We start from the raw sequence: 21,152 nt of genomic DNA, 5'->3' as shown, positions 1-21,152 counted from the left end.
GCATGTATAAGACACGCCACCAGCGTTCGTTCTGAGCCAGGATCAAACTCTTCATTAATTTTTTAAAGTCTTGGTCCCGTAATCACGTTCGTATTCGACTAATTCCAAGAAATTTCTTGGGCCGTCACTAAGCACATCTCCGATTCCTTCAATCTTCTCGAGAGCCTCTCGGGTTCTCGCTTCCGTCCGTTTCAGCGTTTCGGCTGTCTCGTTCGGAGGTGAGGCCAATTATAGAATTTTCTGGATGAATGTCAAGGGCGTTTCTGCAAAAAAATTCACTTTTTTTGCGATTTTTCAAAGATAACTGTTTTTAATCCACAAAAACTACAACTTATCAACTTTTTATCCACAGCTTTCTTTTGACACCCAGCAAAACAAGCCCTATTTTCTTCGATTTTCTAACTCATTGATCATCAACGAAGTAGAAAAAAGTCCCTTTTATTGTATTTTTATTCCCATGACAAGCCAGAAAAACATCGTCACAACCATTTTCTTAACGTTTGCCGCCCTCTTTTTCGTCGCATGCGCCGAAGATTCAAGTCCAACAGGTGGATCCAACGACGACTGGCATAACAGAATAGAAAACATCCCCGTCAAAAGAAGTTCCTCCAGTAGCGCACAATCCAGCTCCTCTGCATACAAACTAGACGACGTATTCAACCCCGACATTTCCTATGGTGAAATTACAGACAAACGCGACGGGAAAAAATACAGGACCGTACAAATTGAAGACCAGACCTGGATGGCTCAAAACCTCAACTACGCGGACTCCGTAAACACGCCCTCCCTTAAGGGAAAGATGTGGTGCGGAGGCGATTCTTCCATCCAAGACTATTGCGATATCTTCGGAAGGCTCTACACGTGGGGCGCCGCCGTTGACTCCATAGAGTTTGTAAAGGAAGGATACAACATTTCCACTAACTATGATGATTACTTGCTCGACACGACACCCTCGCCCAAAATCATAACGGGAATTTGCCCAGAAGGGTGGCGTTTGCCTAGCAGCAACGAGTTTGACGACCTGCTCCAAAAGTTCGGAGGATTCTCCACCGCAGGGAAGGCGCTAAAGGCAAAGACAACTTTGTGGAACACCAATTCTGGATCCGATCGTGTAGGTTTTTCTGCCATTCCCACGGGTTATTTGTTCCATGACGGATCCATGAAATACGTTGGGGAAAACGCAAACTTTCACACAACCCAATACAACAACTTACATTCCGTCATCAAAGTGCTGGCGGCAAACCGCGCAAACGCCTCGAGCGAATTTCGCCTTCGAAAAGAAGGCTACTCCATCCGATGCATCAAGATTACAGAAGATGATTTAAGTGCGGACGATCCCGTTGCAGATGAAGATTCTACCGTAGACAAAGATTCTACTGCAGACGAGTTGACAAAGTAAAGTGCCATTAATAGCAACGACCAAAATACTTGTCATCTTCTTTCCAACGAGGCTCTAGCCTAACTTTACAGGCCCCATCAATAAGGTCAAAGGGCTGATATTTCCCTTCACCATTGTGGTAAGCGCGGGAGTGATATTCTTCAATGTCCTCGATGTAGTAGATTACCGTCGAACGACACTCCCTTGACTTTCTGAGTTCATCGTAAGAAATCACCTTGTACCAGTTTCCATCTGGAGCACACTTGTACTTGACAGAATCCTTAAATGCATAAATTTCACGCACAAGGGCAGTGTCACTAATGCAGAGTCCAAGGTCTTTTTCATTCTGTGTAAGGGGGCGCCAAGCGAAGCTCGTATCACAAACATTCGACCCGTAATGCCCATTGGCACTGCGAATATCACAAATAAACTTCTCATCCTGGGAAGCGCCACTTTCAAAAGGATTATCCAGAACTTCAAATAGGTTATCGCGATTGCATTTTCCAAAGCCTAAAAAATGGTTTAGCATTTTGCTTTGCCAGTCCCCGGCAAATTGCCTCATACTGCCGCAGTAATCCCTATGATACCAACTATCTGAATGACCGCTACCATTCCTAGAATACTTTGTATCCCAGATTAGCTTCATTGAGGAAACTAGAGAATCCATATCGCGGGAAATGAGCGTCAAGTTCATAAGTCCATAATCCACAATCGGCACGACGACATGTTCTTCATTCAGGATTCCATCTTCTGCAAAGTCCGCCTTGACACTATCAAGAAAATCCCTATACCCGGAAGCACTGTTATTCTGCCTTACGAAGGACCAGGCATAAACGACGAAATTGGAGCGGGTGCAGATTGTCCGAACATCACAATTTACACAACGTGTGTCATAATTTTCATAGGGAACATCTACATCTTCGATATCAAAAAGTTCCTCACGAACATTGAGTTGTCTCTGTAGCTCCTGTAACGCCATATTTTTTGCAGTATAGACCGGGTAACCCTGCCGCATCAATTCCATGACTCGCGGGGTTAGCAAAGTACTTGCCGTGCTGAGTATAAATTCGTTTTTACGCCCCACCTCCGTCAAGGATTGAAGCTTTACCGTCACGGAATCATCGGCCTGCAATTCGGCAACAAACATCACCGTCTCGGATTCAATGTTCCTTGCGGGAAATTCAAAACTTACTAGATCCTTAGCCGGCTTTGCAAATACGGTGTCGCCAACAGCTTTCAGTTTTTCATTGACGGCGTAGTAGTAGAACCTGCGAACCGTAAAATCATTCTCGGCCAATACATATCCGACAGGCGCCCGATTATCTAGCCCCAGCTCATAAAGTTCCACAGGCTTTGTGTGGGATTCCGGACCAAAAAAATCTTCCCCGCAAGATACCAGAAGGAACAACAGGGCGATATGCAATAAAAATCTTAACATATACTACCCCCAGTTTCCACTCGGCACTTTTTCACGACATTCTATATACCCCTGCTGAATATCGGCATCCAGCTTGATACGGGGATGGTCAATTTTTAGGTTGAAGGAATATTCCTTGGTGTAGTCGGAACAGTCTCCATCATAAAACTGCTCAAAGTTTTTTTTGGAAAACTTGAAATCATCGGGGCCAAGAACCAGTACATTGGAGTAATTGCCATTGTGCCATACAATTTTCTCTGCGGTTTCGCAGTTAATATCGTTGCAGCCGAAAATATCCAAATAGAACCGCGTAGTGGAAACACCACTCCAATAGGGTATATGATCATCACCTGCGTAATCCGTCGCAGCATACTCAATATCCATCTTGAATTCAAAGGACAAGGGATTTGCAGAAGAATTCGCCCTATTTACGGACAATGTGACCATCGTGGCAGACGCAGAATCCGAATTGGTCAAAAGAGTCGAATCCATCGGCTGGTAATTTCTAAAGCGGTGGTCATGTTTCAACGACACTTTTACAATCGTATCCGGATAAAACAAGTCTACATCCAGAGAATCCTGGCGAAGAATGATGGAATCCAGTTCCACAAAATTCGCCACCTTCAATTCATAACGATTCAAGGTTTGGGTATAGTCTTCATAGTAGTATCCATTGCAAGCCACCAAGGCTAGCGCCGCTGCACATAGCAGAATATGAAGCAACTTCGCCACCATTCTCCAATTCCTTTCCGTTACTTTCGGCCCATATCGCGAAGGCGGAACAGCACACAGGCGATGTCCACGGGGCGAGGCAGACTCATTTCGCGACTCATACCCTGGGGCAAATTACGGAAACCAACATTCTTGATTTTGTCGCAAAGTTTGGCGATAGCGTCGGTAATGGAATCCCCCGGCAGCACGGCAGATTTAGACGATTCGTCGGCACTGGCCGCACTCTGGCAAAGATTCAGCAGCATAAAACCGGCGCCAAAACGCTGCTGCTTTCCGGCGAGGGTCACCAGGCGGCTGGTATCCGAAACCAGGAAGCCGATTTGAACAATGTAGTCTCCGTTCAGCTTGACTTTAACCTGACGTTCCACGGCGGACAGGGGCTTGATGGAAGGCTGTAAGGGTTTGACATAGTCAGAGAAAGTTCTGCTAACCGGGGGAACAAAGGCGGGAAGGTCCGTCGTCACAGCGGGTGCGGCCCCCAGGACTTCGCAGGCCTTGCCCGCAGTCTTTGCACATTCCGCATTGTAGTTGGCCATGACAATAATGTTGTCTGCAAGTTCCAGGTAGTCGCCACAGGCACCTGCCACGAGAATGAAACTGCGGGCCGCAACAGAGGACTCTGCGCCACCACAATCAGAACCGCTCTGCGGATAGCAAATATCACGGATGCGGTCGGTCAGGGGAATCAGAGGTTCGCGGTCATCGCCCAACAGCTTGCGGACGCGGACATCGCGGATAAGGAAGTTCACCGCCGAGGAGTCTTCGTCAATAAGATATGTAGAGGCGCCAGCTTCCATAGCTTCCAGCAGGTTGGCCGCTTCGCTTGTAGAGCCCGACGCACCCGCCGTCGTAAATTCCTTGGTGCTTACGCCGCCGGGCAGATTACGGACAAACTGCGACAAGTCCGTTCCGCGGACACTGCGGCCATCCTCCACACCCACGCGAACGGCAGTTTCATCGATGACAATGCCTTCGCGGCCATCGCCGGGAACATGGGGATAAACAGAACGAGTCAACGCCTGAAGCAAGGTGGACTTTCCATGGAAGGCGCCACCGGTAATAACGGTAATGCCCTTGGGAATTCCCATGCCGCGGATTTCACGACCGTTCACATTCAGCACGACAGCCATTTCGTCGGGAGACTTGAAGGGGATCGCCCCTTCCATAGGATCTTCGGAAATCCCCGAAGCGCGGGGCAACACGGCTCCGTCGGGAACAAAGGCGGCCAGGCCGCGGGAATCCAGTTCGCCAAGGATGGCGCGACGGTCTGCCAGCACTTGATAGTGGGCATCCAGGGCGGTCTCATCGCTCTTGCTATAATAGAGACCGGCTGAAACCAAGTCCGGAAGGACCATGGTCAAAATTTCGGCAGCCGCTTCCGCCTGGATCTTGCGGCCATCGCCAGGAAGACGCACCTGAAGGACCGCACGCAACACGCCGTTATCGATCCACAGGGAATTGCGCACCAGCATTTCGGGGCCGGACACATCGAAGATTACCGCGGCATCCTTATCCGGGTAGCGTTCCAGCACCAGCTTGCTAAGCCTGCGATACAGAAAATCGCTGAGGGCCAGACGACGTTCAAACTCTACACCCCATTCCGAACCGTAGCCCAGCATCTGGAGGTCCGCCTTTATCATGATTCTGGATGCCGGAGCGTAGGGATCCCCCTGCACATGGAGAAATTCCAGTTCGAAGTCCCCAAAATCCCAAGGTTTGTCGCCGAGAGACTTGTAGAGGCCATAGTTTTTGCCATTCAGCATTCGAATTCGTTGATAAAGAGCTTTCATAAAAACAAAAATAACAATCCTACACCCCTTTTTCCCAATTTTTTATTCACTATTCACTGTACACTCTTCACTTTAAACAAACTTTTTCACAAAAAAAAATTAAATTCCAGTAAAACTTTGTATTTTTTAACGCAAACTTAATAGGAGTAATCCATGAAGAAACTGTATATTTTCGCCCTGATGGTGGCATTCCTCTCCATCAACGTCTTCGCTGCCGATTGCGATGGCGACGAACCTCCTCCTCGCAACCAGAACGCAGTGGTCAACATTATCACTGAACCTCCTAACAGCGACGTGTTCCTGGGTGGCGAACCTCTCGGCAAGAGCCCCATCGAAAACGTGACCGTCAAGTCTGGCCGTCAGACCCTCGTGGTGATCGACCAGGGTTTCGAACTGGTGAACAAGCGCGTGAACATCTGGCCGGGCAAGAACAAGTGCAATGACTTCAACTTCGGCACCAAGATTCCCAAGGGCCACATCAAGGTGACCACCAATCCTGGCAAGTGCATCATCTTCGTTGATGGCGACCAGGCTGACAAGACCGATGGCGCTCCCCTTACCGTCCACAACCTGGATGCAGGTGACCACGTGGTTCGCGCAGAATGCTCCAACCGCAAGTCTGCTGAAGCACTCGTAACCGTTAAGGGTGAAGAAACTGTCGAAGTCACTCTCGACGCTACCGGCAAGAAGAAGAAGAAGTAATTTTCGACTTCAGACACCAAGTTTGACGGAGGCCTGGCTTAACCGCCAGGCTTCTTTTGTTTTAAAAAAATTAAATTTGCAGCAGTAACAAAGAAGGAACCGACAATGAAACGTCTCTTACTACTCTTGGCCGCAGCCCTTTTGCTTTGCTCCTGCGCCAACAAGTCCATGACCCGCTACGAAGCCTTGGCCCCTGCCCTGGAAAAGGACGGCTTCGACGGAGCCATCCACAAGGTCAAGAAAGAAGAAAAGGACCTGTACGGTTCCAACAGCCAGTTCCTCTATTATTTCGACCTGGGAACCCTCCACCATTACAACAGGGACTTCAAGGAAAGCGCCCTGAACCTGGACAAGGCCGAAGAAATTTACGACGACCTCTATACAAGATCCGTCACCAACGAAGCGGCAGCCGTAGTTACCAACGACAACGTGCGCCCCTACAGAGCCCGCCCCTTTGAAATTGTGGTGCTCCACGAACTGCAAATTTTGAACTACCTGGCCATGGGCGATGTGGACGGAGCCATGGTTGAAGTCAAGCGAGCCCAGCTAGCCTTGGAAAGACTTTACCAGAAGGATAACGAAAAGGTCAACGACAACGGCTTTTTGCGTTACCTCTGCGGCCTGGTTTACGACCTGGCAGGTGAAAGCGACGATGCCGCCATTTCTTACGTTCAGGCCGTGAAGGCCTTCGACGAAGGCAATATCAAGATGCCCAAGGAAGTTTGGGAATTCGTCAACGAGAACCTGCGCCGCACAGACCGCGCCGACAACCTGAAAGACCTGAAGCACGAACCCCTGGCAGCCACTCCCACAGCCTCCAAGGCACGCGAACTTGGGCAGGAAATTATCGTTATCGGTTATGCCGGACATAGCCCCATTCTCGGTGAACTGTACATGTCCGGAACTTTTGTCAGTGGCGGAGTCATGCATCTAAACTACAAGGATTCGCAGACCGGGAAAATCAGTTCCTTCACGCTGGTAGCCCCGCCGGTCTCCGGCGGAAACGGTGAGACGTTCCATATCGGATTCTCCCTCCCCGAAAAGAAGACCCTGCCCCAGCGAGTCAAGGGCTTTGACGTAAGTGTGGACGGCCAGAGATTTTCTCCGGAAAAAATTATGGATGTGAACGCCGAACTGGACAAGAACATCAAGGAAGAAACGCCTACCACCATTACCCGTACCGCCGTTCGCGTGACCCTTCGAACCATTGCCGCACAGCAGGCCAAGAAGGCCATGAAGACGGACAACGTCCTCCTGAATTTAGTGACAAGTCTTGGCACCGATGTGGCCCAGAGCCAGCTGGAACAGGCCGACCTGCGCATCGGTCTCTTTATGCCCAATTCCATTTATATGTCCCGAACCCCGGTAGAAACCGGCGTCCACAACGTGACCGTCAAGGCAACCGGCATGAACGGCGGATACGCTGGAGAGTACACCTTTAAGGACCTGAAGGTTGCCCGCGGACAGAAAGTATTCCTGATTATCCCCGCTATTCGCTAAAAAAGCCTCTAAAAAAGGCATTTCGGCCAATTTGCGGTTTGCTTTTTGGAAAATATTATTTAGTTTGATTCCAAAATCTTTTCTAAGGAGTAGATATGAATTTTAAGGCTCTTATTGCAGCAGGCGCCTTGCTCGCCTCCCAGTCTTTTGCAATTATCGGTATCGGTGGTCACTATGCACCTGGTTTTGGCACCAAGATGAAGGGCATGGACAAGCCTGCCGACATCGCCAAAATTGACGACAACACCGGTATCAGCCTGCAGCACGGCGGCTTTGACGGCACCATGCAGGGTTTCGGTTTCAAGCTGTGGGTAGACATTCTCCCCATTATCGACGTTGAAGCTACCGTCAACTTCCAGTTCGGTTCTTACGACGCAAGCCTTTTCGTGAACAACCCGGTAGATGGTTCTTCCCAGGAAATCCCCCTGGAAATTGAACTGGGCGGCACCCCCTTCGGCAAGGCCAACCCCAAGTTCGTAGCCATGAACGGCGACCTCTCCATCACTTACCCCATTACTTCCCTGCCCATTATCCGCCCCTACATCGGCGGCGGTATCACCTATTACATGAACTCCTTCGTGCTTAACCAGAGCTTCACCTCCGGTATCGTCGGAAACGTCGTTGGCGACCTTGGCGAACTTGCAGATTTGTACAAGGGCGCAGCAAAAGAAACCGATCCTGCAGCTAGAGACCAGCAGATTCAGGAAGCCAACGCAAAGGCAAAGACCATGGGTGAAACCGTACAGCACAACATCCAGGACAAGGCTCTTGACGAAGGCCTCAACACCTCTATCGGCGGCCACGTGCTGGTGGGTATGCGCGCCAAGCTCCCTATCATCCCCATTGCCGCATACGCCAACTTCAAGTACTACTTCGGCGGCGACTATCCCAGCGAAGTCGATCCGGGTAACATGACCGTTGAAGTGGGTGTGGGCCTCGCAATCTAATTCGGCAAATTTTTTAGGTACATAGATGACTCAGAATACTAGCAGCACAAACATTCTCATTATCGAAGACGAAATCGCCATCGCAGAAGGCCTCATCGACCTCTGCGAGCTGAATGGCTACCGCGTCAAGCACGTAATCAACGGCGAAGACGGCCTCGCAGAAGCCCTGACCGGCCAGTACGGTCTTGTACTTCTGGACCTGATGCTCCCGGGCATGGACGGCTTTACCGTTTGCGACAAGATCCGCGAACAGGACAAGAGCCTGCCCATCATCATCCTTTCTGCAAAGAATGCCGACGAAGACATCATCAACGGTCTCAAGTTCGGTGCTGACGACTATATTCCGAAGCCGTTCTCTGTTCCCATGCTCCTGGCCCGTATCGAAGCAGTGCTCCGCCGTAGCCGTCAGAGCATGGAAAACGAAGGCAAGCTTGTTGCCGGTAACCTCAAGGTGAACTTCCGCGAATACACCGGTACCCGCGGTGACGAAGAACTGGCATTTACCCGCAAGGAAATCGAAATTCTCGAATACTTGTGGACTAACCGCGACCACGCCGTTCCCCGTTCCGAACTGCTCCGCAAGGTCTGGGGTTACGAAAATGCTGAATCCGTGGATACCCGTACCGTGGACATCCACATCACCAAGCTCCGCAAGAAGATTGAAGACGATCCTTCTCACCCGAAACTGCTGGTGACCTTCCGCGGTGAAGGCTATCAGATGCGCTCTGCACCCGAATGCGAAAGATAAGTCTCAAAGAAGCTCTCTCATACGTTAAAAAGCACCAGGCGGTCATCAAGGAACGCCTGGTGTTTATTTCCATTTTCCTGATTATCGCAGTTCCGCTGACGATCATATTCGTGCAGTCTTACCGTCAGGCTCGAGACCTTAACGAACGCAACGTCCAGGAAGATATCCAGAAGGCCTTTTCCACGTTTGAACTTGCCTTGTTGCAGGACCTGAACCAGGAAAACCGCCGTTCCTATAAAGCCTACGGCATCTTGAACTCCATTGCCGTCATTGGCGGAAGCGGAAGCCTGCTCTCTGACTTTTTCGTATTCCCCGACCGCATCGGTCCGTTCTGCGAATACGACCCCAACTATCAATGTACCAAAGGCTTGATTGGTCACTTCCAGATTTCCCATAACGGAGATCTGCTTACACCGTTCTACCCGGATACAACAACCCTTATCGGCAAGTCCATCTGGGACAACGCGCTGTTCGACCACCGCGAAGAACGTAAAAAGACCCGCGACCAGATTCAGCACCTCCTGGACACCCTGGACATCAAGAACGGTCTTCCCAAGCGAGCCACCCAGATGATGGACTCCACGGAAACCATCGACCAGCTGTACGATGAAATGCCCGACTTCGCCCTCCCCGTGAGAACGGAAACCACATCGGAAGACGAAGCTATCACCTATATCGCCGAAACCCAGAAGGATGACTCCACTCTGCAGACGGACCTGCTGGCATTCTCCGGGGCAAATACCAACGTCGACATTTCCAACTTCCAGGCAAGGGCCATTAACGATACGATCGTCTTCTACAGACGAATCCTTATCGGTAAGATGCCCGTTATTCAGGGTTTTGCCGTAGACATGTTCCGTTACCTGAACTTTATCGCTCAGGACAAACTAAAAGACTACGTCTATTCCCCTTACGCCATCGAAATTTCCCTGAACGGTCAGACGATTTCTACCATCGGTCGTAGAACATCTTCCCATTACCTGAAGAAGTTCTTCTTCTTAGCCAAGCCCTACGATAGCATTCGATTCTCTATGTTCGCCAGCGAAGCGACGAACATCGGAAGCATGGTCACCCTGATTTCGGGAATCATCCTGCTGATCTTTATCGCAATCGCCCTCTGGACCATCTACCGTTTCATCCAAAGTAAGATGGCTCTGGCCACCAAGCGTCAGGACTTCGTTTCTGCAATTACCCACGAGCTGAAAACGCCTCTTACCGCCATCAAGATGTATGCGGAACTCCTGCAGAATTCCTGGGTGGTCAGCGACGAGAAACGACAGAAGTATTATAACCAGATCGCCAGCGAAGCCGACAGACTTTCCCGACTGATCCAGAATGTGCTGAACCTTTCAAAACTGGATGGCAACCGCTGGAACGTGCAGCTACGCAGGGAACGCCCCAAGGCTGTGCTAGACGACTTTATCGCCACCTACAGCAAGAACGTAGAAAAGCAGGGTTTCGAGCTGACCGTTTCTTCGGATACGGATGCAAGCAACATCGCATTGCTAATTGACCGCGATGCCATTATGCAGATTCTGATGAACCTGGTGGACAATTCCCTGAAGTTCAGCAAGAAGTCGGACTACAAGATGATCAATATCGAATTGGCCATCAAGGGTACTGACATGTACCTTGCGGTCCGTGACTTCGGCCCCGGTATTCCTGCCTCCGAAATGAAGAAGGTGTTCCAGGAATTCTACCGCGTCGAAAACGAAATGACCCGCCAGACAAGTGGAACAGGTATCGGTCTTTCCATGGTCAAGAAGCTCTGCACCCTGACCAACCTGAAGATCGAACTGGAAAACGCAAATCCCGGTTTGCGCACCAAGATTCACTTCCCGCCGCTGGACCTTTAGTTAAATAATTTGTTACCGATAAAACTTAAGTTTGCAACATTTTTTGCGAACTTAATAATGTATTTTTTGCAGAAAATACTGCTGCTCAGCCGTGCTAGAAAGCAAGCCTTTTGTCGCGGCTTCCGCTTTTATGTATTTTTTAAGTACAAGGGCAAGCTGTATAACCCAGCAACCATAAAGGGATGCTAGTATGACTCAAGAAGATATTCTGCAGAATCCGTCTGAATATGATCTTTCTATTGAAACCGTTGGCGTGGGAACTCTGAAGTCCCCCATGAAGGGAATCCAGTTCACTTCTGATAGCGAACAGGTTAGCCTTACTACCGACGTAAACCGTCTGAAGCACTTCTACGAAACCAACACCCCGGTCCCCAGCCTGGAAGCTGCCGGCCCCCGCGAAACCATTTTCCACGACCCGGCCTGGACCCGTGCAGGCATCGTGACCTGCGGCGGCCTCTGCCCCGGCCTCAACAGCGTGATCAAGGGCCTCGTACAGACTCTGTGGTTTGATTACGGTGTCCGCAACATTTTCGGTATCCCTTACGGTTACCGCGGTCTCAACCCGCAGTACGGTTATTCTCCCAAGGTTCTGAACCCGGATGTGGTTGACGCCATCCAGGAAGACGGCGGCACCATTCTCGGTAGCTCCCGCGGTAACCAGGACGCAGCCGTCATGGTGGACACCTTGATGCGCCTCAACATCAACGTGCTTTTCTGTATCGGCGGTGACGGCACCCTCCGCGGCGCCCACGATATTGCCGAAGAAGTTAAAAAGCGTAAGCAGCCGATTTCCGTTATCGGCATTCCCAAGACTATTGATAACGACTTGAACCTGATCGACAGAACCTTCGGTTTCGAAACAGCAGTTCTCAGTGCTACCGACGTTATCACCTGCGCCCATAACGAAGCAAACGGTGCATTCAACGGTCTTGGCCTGGTAAAACTCATGGGTCGCGACTCCGGCTTCATCGCAGCATACGCAGCACTCGCCACCACCGTGGTGAACATCTGCCTGGTTCCCGAAGTTCCCTTTACTCTGGAAGGTCTCTGCAAGGCTCTTGAAAGCCGCTACGACAACGGCAAGACTCACGCCGTGATCGCTGTGGCCGAAGGCGCCGGCCAGGAACTGTTCAACGACCAGCCCGAACGCAAGGACGCCAGCGGCAACATCCTGAAGAACGACATTGGTGAATTCCTTACCCGAAAGATCAAGGAACACTTCAAGAACGTGGGCAAGGAAATCAACATCAAGTACTTCGACCCCAGCTACATGGTCCGCAGCACCCCGGCAAAGGGCACCGACGCCATCTTCTGCTTCCAGCTGGCTGAAGCCGCCGTACACGCTGGTATGGCCGGTAAGACCGACATGGTCGTCGGCAGCATGAACAATGTGTTCTCTCATGTTCCTATCGAATATGCTGTCAACGAACGTAAGAAGATCAACCCCAACGGAACCCTGTGGCACGCTGTTCTCGGTATGACCCGTCAGCAGGACTACTTCTCCGGCAAGGGCAAGGGCCACAAGTAATTCCATTCTTTTTAAAGTTAGCGGTACGGGAACGCAAGTTCCCAAATCCCGCTTACCCAATATCGCAAACTGTATATGTTAAAGAAAGAAGAAAAAGTTCTGATTCGCACCGCTCTAATGGAGTATCGGTATCTCTTGTTCAAGACCTACCACGGCACCGATGAAGAAAAATCCCGCATTGCCCAGCTGAACAAGCTGCTGCAGAACTGGAAGGTATGAATAAGTTCTTCGCCACATTACTGATGATTGCGATTTCTGCGACCTTTGGTTTCGCGGATTCTACAGGTGTGGCCAACGCCGGCTACAACGGTAAAGAGGATTTGCGTATCGCGGATTCCTGTTTCACCGCTCGCGCCGAACGCGCCAATGGGGATAAAGCAGACAAGAAGAATGCTAACCTGATGATCGAGAAGTATCGTGCCGCCATGGCAGACTCCTCCGTTCTCGAGGCTGCGACCGAAGGTTTGACCAAGAGTCTTTTCTTCAGTTTCCGATTCGTTCACTTCGACAAGAGCAAGCGTAAGCAGAAACTGGACAGCCTGAAGACCATCAGCGAAAACGCCTACAGGCAATTCCCCAAGAACAAGGAAATCGCCCATGTGTACGCGTCGGCCATTTCTATGTGGGGTAATGAACGCGGAGCTCTCGCCTCTGTGAAGGACGGCGTAGCCAACATTGTCCGCGACGTTTCTACCGCAGCCGAAGACTGGCAGATTCTAGGCAGGGCCCACTTTATGCTGCCCTATGTTCCCCTGGTGCTTTCATGGCCCGACAAGAAGCTGGCGGACAAGTACCTGACCATGGCCCTGCAGCAGAACCCCAAGGACCTGTACAACTATTACTTCCTGGCGGATTTGAGATTTGACCAGAAGCGTTACGCCGACGCCCTGGACCTGATCGACCGCGGCCTTGCAAGAGGCGTTCGTACCAGCTACTTCCTGGAAGACAAACGTGGACGTTGGCACCTGAAGGAACTCCAGAAGAAGATCAACGAAAGATTGGACAAGAAGTAAAAAAATATGAACTACAAGAAACGCGACCTCAATGAGGTCGCGTTTTGTGTTTAACGTTTTTGATTACTTGTCGGAATCTTTCTTTTCTTCAGCAATCTGCTTGACACCACCCACACCTGCAAGCTTTGCACCGAACATGCTGCCCACAATGGTCTTCAAGTCGATACCTACGGAATCGGTAAGACCGTTGGTGATCTGAGAAAGAGTCTTGGTAATATCTTCTGTAAGCTTGGCGGTATTGCCTTCGCCGTACATAGTGATGCTTCCAATCTTTTCCATGGGCTTTGCGATGTTGCTTGCCACAGCAGGGAGCTGTTCAAAGAATTTTTCCAAGGTCTTCAGCTGCATTTCCTGACGAGCGGCCTCACCATACTTCTTCATGGCTTCAGCCTTCTTGTCCAGAGCTTCAGCTTCTGCAATACCCTTGGCCTTCACGGCGTCTGCTTCAGCTTCACCTTTGGCCTTGATAGCAGCTGCTTCAGCGAATGCCTTTTGCTTTTCTGCTTCTGCCACCTTGGTGATTGCCACGGCGCGCTGTTCCTCGGTGTAACGGGTTGCTTCAGCATCCTTCTGTTGCTGGAACAAGTCGGCTTCAGACTTCTGAATCATGGCCTGGCGTTCAGCTTCGGCCTTCTTCTGAATTTCAGCTTCCAGTTCCTTCTGGCGGACAGCCACCATCTTTTCGCGAACTTCAATTTCCTTTTCCTGCTTAGCGATGTTTGCTTCGGCATTGGCAATTTCAATTTCGCGACGCTGCTTCTGTTCCTGGATTTTATAGGCAGCATCAGCAATAGCCTGTTCCGTATCAGAAATCTTTTGCAGGTTAGCCTTCTTCACTGCCAGATCATTTTGCTTCTGAGCAATTTCCAGGTCAGCGGCAACAGCAGCATCGTTAGCTTCCTTCTTGGCCTGAGACTGGGCAACACTAATATCACGTTCAGCATTAGCCTTAGAAATGGCGGCTGCCTTGCGGATAGCCACAGTCTTGTCTACGCCCAAGTTTTCGATAACACCATTGCTGTCTGCAAAATTCTGGATATTGAAAGTCTGCACAATAATACCCAGCTTTTCCAAATCCGGAATAGCATTTTCAAGGACGCGTTCAGAAACCTGCTTACGGTCGCTCACCATATCAACCAGCTTCATCTGGCCCACGATTTCACGCATGTTACCTTCAAGAACGTCGACCACCATATCCTTGATCTGTTCGGGCTTCTTGTTCAAGAAGTTCTGGGCAGAGGCCCTAAGCCTCGAAGGATCGTCAGAAATCTTCACGTTCACGACAGCATCAACAACCACATTGATGTAATCAGAAGTAGGGACTGCATTACGAGTCTTCACGTCAATAGGAATAAGCTGCAAACTCAGGTGATCCGCACGTTCAAAGAACGGAATGCAAAAACCTGCGCGACCAATGATAACACGAGGCTGTTTCTGGATACCAGATACAATCACGGCTTCATCCGGTGCAGCCTTGATATAGGCGGCAAAGAACAGGATGATGAAAAGTAAGACAAGCACACCAACGATGGCGATGATTGTTTCAGTGGACATTTGTTCTCCTTTTTTATTTTTCGTCCTTCTAGTTAACTTGTTCTCTTCCTTAATGAAGATACGATTTTTTTATCTCTTCGGATCAAAAAATCGGAAAAATCGTACAGGCGTAAACCTGCATAAATTTTTCCTTAAAAAAAGACTCGCCTACTGACAAGCGAGTCTTTTTTGCATTAGCCAAACTAGCTTTTAAGCTTGGGCCTGAACAGCAGTCAGAGCGATGGTATAGACGATGTCTTCCACCAGGGCGCCACGGGACAGGTCGTTCACCGGCTTGGCGAGGCCCTGGAGCATGGGACCGATGGCGATGGTGCCACGGGCAGAACGCTGCACGGCCTTGTAGCCGATGTTACCGGCAGACAGGTCGGGGAACACGAACACGGTTGCCTTGCCAGCCACAGCGGAACCCGGAGCCTTCAGGGAGCCAACGCTGGGAGTGGTGGCGGCGTCATACTGCAGCGGGCCATCCAGAGCCATGTCGGGGCGGGCAGCCTTGGCGATGGCGGTAGCTTCCTTCACCAGGTCAGCGTCGGGACCCTTACCGGAATTGATGGTGCTGTAGGAGAGCATGGCCACACGGCTGGGAAGGCCGAAAGCCTTTGCGGTATCGTCGCACTGGAGGGCGATGCCGGCCAGTTCTTCGGCGGTGGGGTTCAGGTTGATGGCGCAGTCGCCATAGACGTAAGTCTGACCGGGCAGGCACATGAAGAACACGGAGCTGACGGACTTGACGCCGGGAGCGCACTTGATGATCTGGAGGGCCGGGCGGAGAGTGTCTGCGGTAGAATGGATGGCACCGGAAACGAGACCGTCCACTTCACCCATCTTCAACATCATGGTAGCGAGGGTCACGTTATCCTTGAGGGCGGCGCGGGCCTGTTCTTCGGTCATGCCCTTGGACTTGCGGAGTTCGACCAGGGTGGGAACATACTTTTCGGCGAGAGCTTCGGAAGGTTCGATAATTTCGATGCTGGCGGGAAGGGTTACACCAACGGACTTGGCAGTAGCCTCGATTTCAGACTTGGCACCTACGAGAACAGGCACGGCAATGTTACGTTCTACAGCGAGAACGGCGGCCTGGACGGTACGGGGTTCGGAACCTTCGGGCAGGACAATGCGCTTTGCAGCCTTGGAAGCCTTCACCAGGAGGCCTGCGCGGAACATGGCCTGGGAGGTCTTGCGTTCGGCGGCGGGTTCAGCCAGGTCGCGGGCAATGCACTTGGGGCAATGGAGGAGGCGCTTGGGGCAGAACAGGTCGGCATCTTCGTTGTCGGAATAGATCTTGGAATCGAGAGCGGTTGCAAGGGCTTCGTTGTATGCCTGGGCGCAGACGGGGCTCATGCCTACGGCACCTTCTACCACTACCAGGTCCACGTTTTCGAAATCCTGCTTGAGGAAGTCGGCGGCGATGGTTTCCATGAGGACGGCGGTCTTGTCGGCCTTGATCTGGGCGGCGGCAGCGGCACCGTTTACAGCGGGCTTGTAGGTGGCGACCTTGAGGCCTGCGGCGGCTACGGCTTCACTTGCTTCCTTGATTTTAGCTTCCATGTTTTCGGAGGCTACGAGATATACGCGATTCATTCTGAAATCTCCATTTTTCGATTAAAGTTCTTTTTCCAGTTAGCTTTTCTTTTTACGGCATAAAAATTAGGATTTTGACTCCCCGAAAGCACCTGTTTTTTTCAAAAATGCCTTTTTTGCGAAAAAAAAACGTTCAAAATCGGCGTTTATAGGCCTGTCTTATTCCAGTTCGCGGCTCCCTTCCCGACGTATCCCAATTACAAAAAAAACTTTACAAGTTATTGATACAAAAGCACTTGAGTAATGTTAAAAAAAAATTATTTTTGTGGCGGTTTTGTTGTTTGGGAAATTCTAAGGAGAGAACGGATGCGGTTGACGAACCTATTCCGGAGCTTGGCGGTTGGCCTGGCTCTGTTTACTATTTCTGCAAATGCGGCAACTGTCGCTATCGCCCATATCATTTACGAGGGTGACAGTCTTTACTATGCTGATAACGAAGAAAAGCTGAAGTACAGCTTGGTCAGCCAGGAACGCGACGGTACCTATACAATCAAGTTCAACGAAGAACGCCTTGACGACGGGAAGGCTGAACTCCGCAGGCTTCGCTTCGGTCTAAACTGCGAAAAGAATACGGACAAGTGCGGCACGTACCTCACTTCCGAAGAAAAGGATATGCCTTACCTGGCTACGCTTTTCCCGGAGTATGACCAGACCATCAAGAATCAGCCCGTTTACGAAGTCTGGCTCAAGCTGAGTCAGGGTTCTCTTGAAATTCTGCCGGGCATTCCCGACGAATACGTGGTACCCGATTCCGCCACGGTCATTATTAGGCTGCTCCCCTCCTGGAACAACACCACGGCTCTCATGACCCTCAACGGCAAGGACTACTCCATGACTCCCATCCGCGAAACCTACTGCGGATGGTTCGAAGATACCCTTAGAATTGTTCCCAAGAATGTCTACGTCTCCTTCAAGCAGACTATCGGCGACATGTACATCGGCAAGAACGGTCCCATCAAGGAACCCATCGACATCGAAGACGAAATCAAGCTGGACTCCGCACTGGCCATCGGCAAGGAACTCTGGATCGTGGCCAACCAGTATGGCGAACCCGAGATTTCTACCGCATTCCCCGAAATTCTCGGCGACTGCCCTGTAAAGAAACTGCCCGTCATGATGTTCGACTGGCTCCACGGCGACCAGGGTGATGAAAAGAACGCAATCGCACAGGCAGGCACTACAAGCCAGGACTTCGGTACCGGCGGATGTAAGGGCGAAGACAACGCCTACAAGGCCCGCCTGGGCATGGTCGAAAGGGAACTTGGCCCCAACGGAGTTCCTGTCAGGGCAAAGAACTTCCCCAAGGAATGCGAAATTACGGATCACCTTGATTACTGGTTCCTGCCCGAAGTCTTGGCAACCGATGCCGCCGGCAACCAGTACACCAACGCCACTTGCCGTGATCTGGAACTGACTCTGGACAACAAGGGTTTCTGGCTGGGTCAGAAGAACCTGGAAAGCCCCGAAAAGGGTCTCTTCTTCCTGGATGACTTCAAATTCCTGGATGAGGCAGGAACTGTTCCCAACCCCAACTTCGACTGGATCAACGGTGGCGAAAATATCGGTACCCACAACTATGGCTTTACCATGAAGATCCAGGCCCAGTTTGAATATGTAAGGGGCCAGTACTTTGAATTCTACGGCGATGACGATGTGTGGGTTTTCATCAACAACAAGCTTGTGGTGGATATCGGCGGCCAACATCACCAGGTTAGCGGTTCTGTAAAGCTGGATACCATCGGACAGGATACAGGCGACCCCCTGATTCCTGGCGAAACCTACCCGTTCCACATTTTCTACGCAGAACGTCACAAGGATGAATCCAACTTCAAGATGCGTACGTCTATCGACCTGAAGACTGACGCCAGCATGTTCCTGAAGGACATTCCCGGTGGCGAAAAGGTTATCCAGAAGGAAGTTTGGCAGATTGTCCGTAAGACCGCCCTGGCCTGCGACTTCTCTACAAGCCCCGAACTTCGCGACACCACTCTCGGCCCCTCAACATTCACCTTGTTCGGTAAGAGTCTGGCCAAGGGAGGCATCGCCCTCTCCAAGCTTGATTCCGCCTACTATAGCGGTATCAAGGTCACCAATGACTATACCATGCTTACCATTGACCTGCAGGCGATCGGCTTTGCACAGAGTCTACCGCCGGGAACCTACTACGTACGCGTAGCCCTCCGCGACAGTCCCGACCAGTACAAGGACGTCTACTTTACCGTGGATCCCTACGAACTGCCCAACCTGGCATACGCAAGCGTCAAGGATTCTAGCTACTGTGTCGCCAACATCAGCGAAACGGCAGATTCCACAATGGACTCCACTTGCTACACCCAGTACTGGCACGCATTCGGTAACGAGATCTCCCGCGACGTTTCCAGCGATACTCTCCCTGTTAACCTCGACCGTACTGAACGTATGTGGGCAGGACGCTCCTACCCCGTCAACATCATGTATGCAGAAGAATGGGCTACTATCTATAGCGGTATCGCAGTATCCATCATTTCTACTAACCCGAACCTGATCGCATGCGACTCCCTGGGCAACATCATTGACGAAGTGGTCCTGGTAGCAGGCCATGCCAGCTTCTATATCAAGGCCCAGGACGAAGTGATTAACGCCACCTTGACAATCAAGAGTGCAGGCGCCAAGAACGCTTCTGTAGACTGGACAAACATCAACATTGCAGTCCCGCCTGTTCCGCAGATTGATTCCGCATTCATCTACGACAGAAATGGCGATGGACGCGCTGACAGCATCTGGCTTCACTTCAACAAGGCCCTCGGCGGCCAGAGCGTTCTGGATTCCCTGAAGTTCGTATTCGGTAGCAATTTCGATACCCCCTACAAGGCAGTCTACAACGACGGTGAAGATTTCGCCTATGTCGTTGCAAGTGGTTCGGGATTCAGCACCTCGATCTATACCGGCGGTGCAATGGCTCCCTACAACGGAAAGATTACCGTTTACTACACCTACACTGACGAATCCGGCAAGCAGTCCTACTTCCCTGTGGAAGGCATCCTGTACGACAGAGTCGGTCCTGTTATCGTCGCCGCTGAAATTGAATACATGAGCGACGGTAATACGTTCCTGAGACTGTCCTTCAGTGAAGGCGTCAACGAGGAAAACGCAAACATTGATTTGTTCAGTTTCCACTGCTGGAAGGACAAGGTTCTTCATACTGTAGTAAAGACCCCCGGAAGAATCGGCGCAGGACAGCCCAACCAGTGGAGTCTTGTATTCTCCAAGGGTAGCACACAGGATATCGTCCCTGCCGTAGGCGACTCCATCAGGTTCACGGTTCCCTCTATGGGCGGACAGGCTCACGACCTAATCGGAATTCTCCCCCACGAAGGAAACCCCTGGGTACGAATCACCGGCGAGCAGAAGGTTACCGTTACCAGCCCGAAGGTTGTGGCCCTGGATCCTGCCGCAGAGAATTTCGAGAGCGCAAAGGAAATCATTACCAACCCCAACGCCACGGTTCCGAAGCTGGTCGTTAGCGAACAGGCCATGAGCGCAGAGCAGGTCGCCGCAGTTTACGGCACACAGGGTCATTACCTGGGAGACCTGGACATGGCACAGTTGGTAGAAAATGAGATTGCCGAAATTGTGAAGGCCGTTCAGAGCACTCCCAGCTACGTAGACAAGAAGGCAGCAAACGATCCCGCTAACGCCGACAAGACCTACACCATCGATGAAATCATCGCCGCCGTCGCAAACGGTACCATGAGCATCGGTGAAGCCAAGGACAGATTTGACCTCAGCGAAGTCATCGTAGACGCTTACGAAAACGGTCTTCTGAATGTCGAAAATCTGCACTACTACTCCAGCGGTACCGAAGCCGACATCAAGAACATCGTCTCTACCGTTGCAGAAAGCACCGTGCTGACTTACAAGACCTTCTACTACACCAGCCTTGGCCACTATGTTAGCGGTCAGACCGGCAGACTGACCTGTAACGACGACATCTTCAAGGATGGCGGACGCAAGAACTGCCTGGATTCCGACGGCAAGCTGTTCCTGGCCTGGAACATGCGCGCAGACAACGGAAGACTCGCCGCAACCGGTGTCTACATCGCCCGTCTGGAAATCAAGATCAAGGTAAACACCAAGACCATTACCGACAAGACCCAGGACTTCCTCTGGGGCGTCCGTCGCGGTCAGGTTAACGCCATTGACCTTGGTCTCTAATTAGACTGTTCTAAAAAATTCTTACACGGAATCCCCCTGCCAAAGGGGGATTTTTTTTGGAACGAACTCCCCCAAAAAGGCCTCAAAAAAAGTTTTCTCCGGTATTTTTACAAAAACGCACTCTTTACTTGTTGCATTCCAATCAGGAATAATTTATTTCTACGGAGACCTAGAGACTCGTTTGGTGTAGCGAGCCTCACTAAGGAGAGATT

The 21,152-nt window shown here is 51.0% G+C and carries 15 protein-coding genes; 10 read left to right on the top strand and 5 right to left on the bottom strand.

What is annotated here, in order from left to right; genetic code table 11:
- Positions 1-457 precede the first annotated feature (457 nt).
- Positions 458-1,399, top strand: a complete 942-nt coding sequence (locus tag BUB73_RS14695) for an FISUMP domain-containing protein (protein ID WP_139259235.1) — start codon at positions 458-460, stop codon at positions 1,397-1,399.
- 7 nt (positions 1,400-1,406) lie between these two features.
- Here BUB73_RS14695 and BUB73_RS14690 read toward each other — a convergent pair whose 3' ends face one another.
- Genes BUB73_RS14690 through BUB73_RS14680 form a run of 3 tightly spaced genes read right to left on the bottom strand, consistent with a single transcriptional unit; the run spans position 1,407 to position 5,317 of the window.
- Entirely contained in the window at positions 1,407-2,816 is a 1,410-nt protein-coding gene (locus BUB73_RS14690) for a hypothetical protein (protein ID WP_073287034.1), read from the bottom strand.
- 3 nt (positions 2,817-2,819) lie between these two features.
- Positions 2,820-3,530 (bottom strand): hypothetical protein, encoded by a 711-nt coding sequence (locus BUB73_RS14685; RefSeq protein ID WP_073287031.1) that lies wholly within the window; start codon positions 3,528-3,530, stop codon positions 2,820-2,822.
- A gap of 17 nt (positions 3,531-3,547) precedes the next feature.
- Positions 3,548-5,317 carry an ABC-ATPase domain-containing protein gene (locus BUB73_RS14680; protein WP_073287028.1) on the bottom strand — a complete coding sequence of 590 codons (1,770 nt, stop codon included), beginning with the start codon at positions 5,315-5,317 and terminating at the stop codon, positions 3,548-3,550.
- Between the two features lie 153 nt (positions 5,318-5,470).
- On the opposite strand from BUB73_RS14680, the gene BUB73_RS14675 reads away from it, so the two are divergent.
- The 8 genes from BUB73_RS14675 to BUB73_RS14645 all read left to right on the top strand — a co-directional run bounded on the left by BUB73_RS14675 (position 5,471) and on the right by BUB73_RS14645 (position 13,611).
- Positions 5,471-6,019 (top strand): PEGA domain-containing protein, encoded by a 549-nt coding sequence (locus tag BUB73_RS14675; RefSeq protein WP_073161153.1) that lies wholly within the window; start codon positions 5,471-5,473, stop codon positions 6,017-6,019.
- Between the two features lie 105 nt (positions 6,020-6,124).
- On the top strand, positions 6,125-7,519 hold the full coding sequence (locus BUB73_RS14670) for a COG3014 family protein (RefSeq protein WP_101478459.1): 1,395 nt from the start codon (positions 6,125-6,127) through the stop codon (positions 7,517-7,519).
- A gap of 95 nt (positions 7,520-7,614) precedes the next feature.
- The gene (locus tag BUB73_RS14665; protein WP_073287022.1) at positions 7,615-8,466 is read left to right on the top strand and encodes a hypothetical protein; all 852 of its coding nucleotides are present in this window, start codon (positions 7,615-7,617) and stop codon (positions 8,464-8,466) included.
- Positions 8,467-8,491: 25 nt separating this feature from the next.
- Complete coding sequence (locus BUB73_RS14660) at positions 8,492-9,214, top strand: response regulator transcription factor (protein WP_073161156.1); 723 nt, start codon at positions 8,492-8,494, stop codon at positions 9,212-9,214.
- The gene (locus BUB73_RS14655; RefSeq protein WP_073161157.1) at positions 9,202-11,070 is read left to right on the top strand and encodes a sensor histidine kinase; all 1,869 of its coding nucleotides are present in this window, start codon (positions 9,202-9,204) and stop codon (positions 11,068-11,070) included. The genes BUB73_RS14660 and BUB73_RS14655 overlap by 13 nt, the downstream gene beginning before the upstream one ends.
- 190 nt (positions 11,071-11,260) lie before the next feature.
- The gene (locus tag BUB73_RS14650) at positions 11,261-12,598 is read left to right on the top strand and encodes an ATP-dependent 6-phosphofructokinase (RefSeq protein WP_073237430.1); all 1,338 of its coding nucleotides are present in this window, start codon (positions 11,261-11,263) and stop codon (positions 12,596-12,598) included.
- Positions 12,599-12,673: 75 nt separating this feature from the next.
- Positions 12,674-12,817 carry a hypothetical protein gene (locus tag BUB73_RS17445; protein ID WP_158236530.1) on the top strand — a complete coding sequence of 48 codons (144 nt, stop codon included), beginning with the start codon at positions 12,674-12,676 and terminating at the stop codon, positions 12,815-12,817.
- Positions 12,814-13,611, top strand: a complete 798-nt coding sequence (locus BUB73_RS14645) for a hypothetical protein (protein ID WP_073161159.1) — start codon at positions 12,814-12,816, stop codon at positions 13,609-13,611. Before BUB73_RS17445 ends, BUB73_RS14645 begins: the two co-directional genes overlap by 4 nt.
- Positions 13,612-13,674: 63 nt before the next feature.
- Here BUB73_RS14645 and BUB73_RS14640 read toward each other — a convergent pair whose 3' ends face one another.
- Entirely contained in the window at positions 13,675-15,165 is a 1,491-nt protein-coding gene (locus tag BUB73_RS14640; protein ID WP_073287019.1) for a flotillin family protein, read from the bottom strand.
- 189 nt (positions 15,166-15,354) lie between these two features.
- Positions 15,355-16,746: a phosphate acetyltransferase gene (gene pta / locus BUB73_RS14635; RefSeq protein WP_073287016.1), complete on the bottom strand. Its 1,392-nt coding sequence runs from the start codon at positions 16,744-16,746 to the stop codon at positions 15,355-15,357.
- Positions 16,747-17,052: 306 nt separating this feature from the next.
- Here pta and BUB73_RS14630 point away from each other — a divergent pair, with 306 nt between their 5' ends.
- Entirely contained in the window at positions 17,053-20,940 is a 3,888-nt protein-coding gene (locus BUB73_RS14630) for a fibro-slime domain-containing protein (protein WP_073287014.1), read from the top strand.
- The last annotated feature ends 212 nt before the right edge of the window (positions 20,941-21,152 follow it).

The organism is Fibrobacter sp. UWH6 (genome assembly GCF_900142465.1).
In the GTDB taxonomy this organism is placed as follows: domain Bacteria; phylum Fibrobacterota; class Fibrobacteria; order Fibrobacterales; family Fibrobacteraceae; genus Fibrobacter.
This window is presented reverse-complemented; position numbering and strand designations above follow the sequence as displayed.

Excerpts from the sequence above, each read along its gene's own strand:
- BUB73_RS14695 (WP_139259235.1), top strand. The coding sequence starts at position 458 with ATGACAAGCCAGAAAAACATCGTCACAACCATTTTCTTAACGTTTGCC.
- BUB73_RS14690 (WP_073287034.1), bottom strand. The coding sequence starts at position 2,816 with ATGTTAAGATTTTTATTGCATATCGCCCTGTTGTTCCTTCTGGTATCT.
- BUB73_RS14685 (WP_073287031.1), bottom strand. The coding sequence starts at position 3,530 with ATGGTGGCGAAGTTGCTTCATATTCTGCTATGTGCAGCGGCGCTAGCC.
- BUB73_RS14680 (WP_073287028.1), bottom strand. The coding sequence starts at position 5,317 with ATGAAAGCTCTTTATCAACGAATTCGAATGCTGAATGGCAAAAACTAT.
- BUB73_RS14675 (WP_073161153.1), top strand. The coding sequence starts at position 5,471 with ATGAAGAAACTGTATATTTTCGCCCTGATGGTGGCATTCCTCTCCATC.
- BUB73_RS14670 (WP_101478459.1), top strand. The coding sequence starts at position 6,125 with ATGAAACGTCTCTTACTACTCTTGGCCGCAGCCCTTTTGCTTTGCTCC.
- BUB73_RS14665 (WP_073287022.1), top strand. The coding sequence starts at position 7,615 with ATGAATTTTAAGGCTCTTATTGCAGCAGGCGCCTTGCTCGCCTCCCAG.
- BUB73_RS14660 (WP_073161156.1), top strand. The coding sequence starts at position 8,492 with ATGACTCAGAATACTAGCAGCACAAACATTCTCATTATCGAAGACGAA.
- BUB73_RS14655 (WP_073161157.1), top strand. The coding sequence starts at position 9,202 with ATGCGAAAGATAAGTCTCAAAGAAGCTCTCTCATACGTTAAAAAGCAC.
- BUB73_RS14650 (WP_073237430.1), top strand. The coding sequence starts at position 11,261 with ATGACTCAAGAAGATATTCTGCAGAATCCGTCTGAATATGATCTTTCT.
- BUB73_RS17445 (WP_158236530.1), top strand. The coding sequence starts at position 12,674 with ATGTTAAAGAAAGAAGAAAAAGTTCTGATTCGCACCGCTCTAATGGAG.
- BUB73_RS14645 (WP_073161159.1), top strand. The coding sequence starts at position 12,814 with ATGAATAAGTTCTTCGCCACATTACTGATGATTGCGATTTCTGCGACC.
- BUB73_RS14640 (WP_073287019.1), bottom strand. The coding sequence starts at position 15,165 with ATGTCCACTGAAACAATCATCGCCATCGTTGGTGTGCTTGTCTTACTT.
- pta (WP_073287016.1), bottom strand. The coding sequence starts at position 16,746 with ATGAATCGCGTATATCTCGTAGCCTCCGAAAACATGGAAGCTAAAATC.
- BUB73_RS14630 (WP_073287014.1), top strand. The coding sequence starts at position 17,053 with ATGCGGTTGACGAACCTATTCCGGAGCTTGGCGGTTGGCCTGGCTCTG.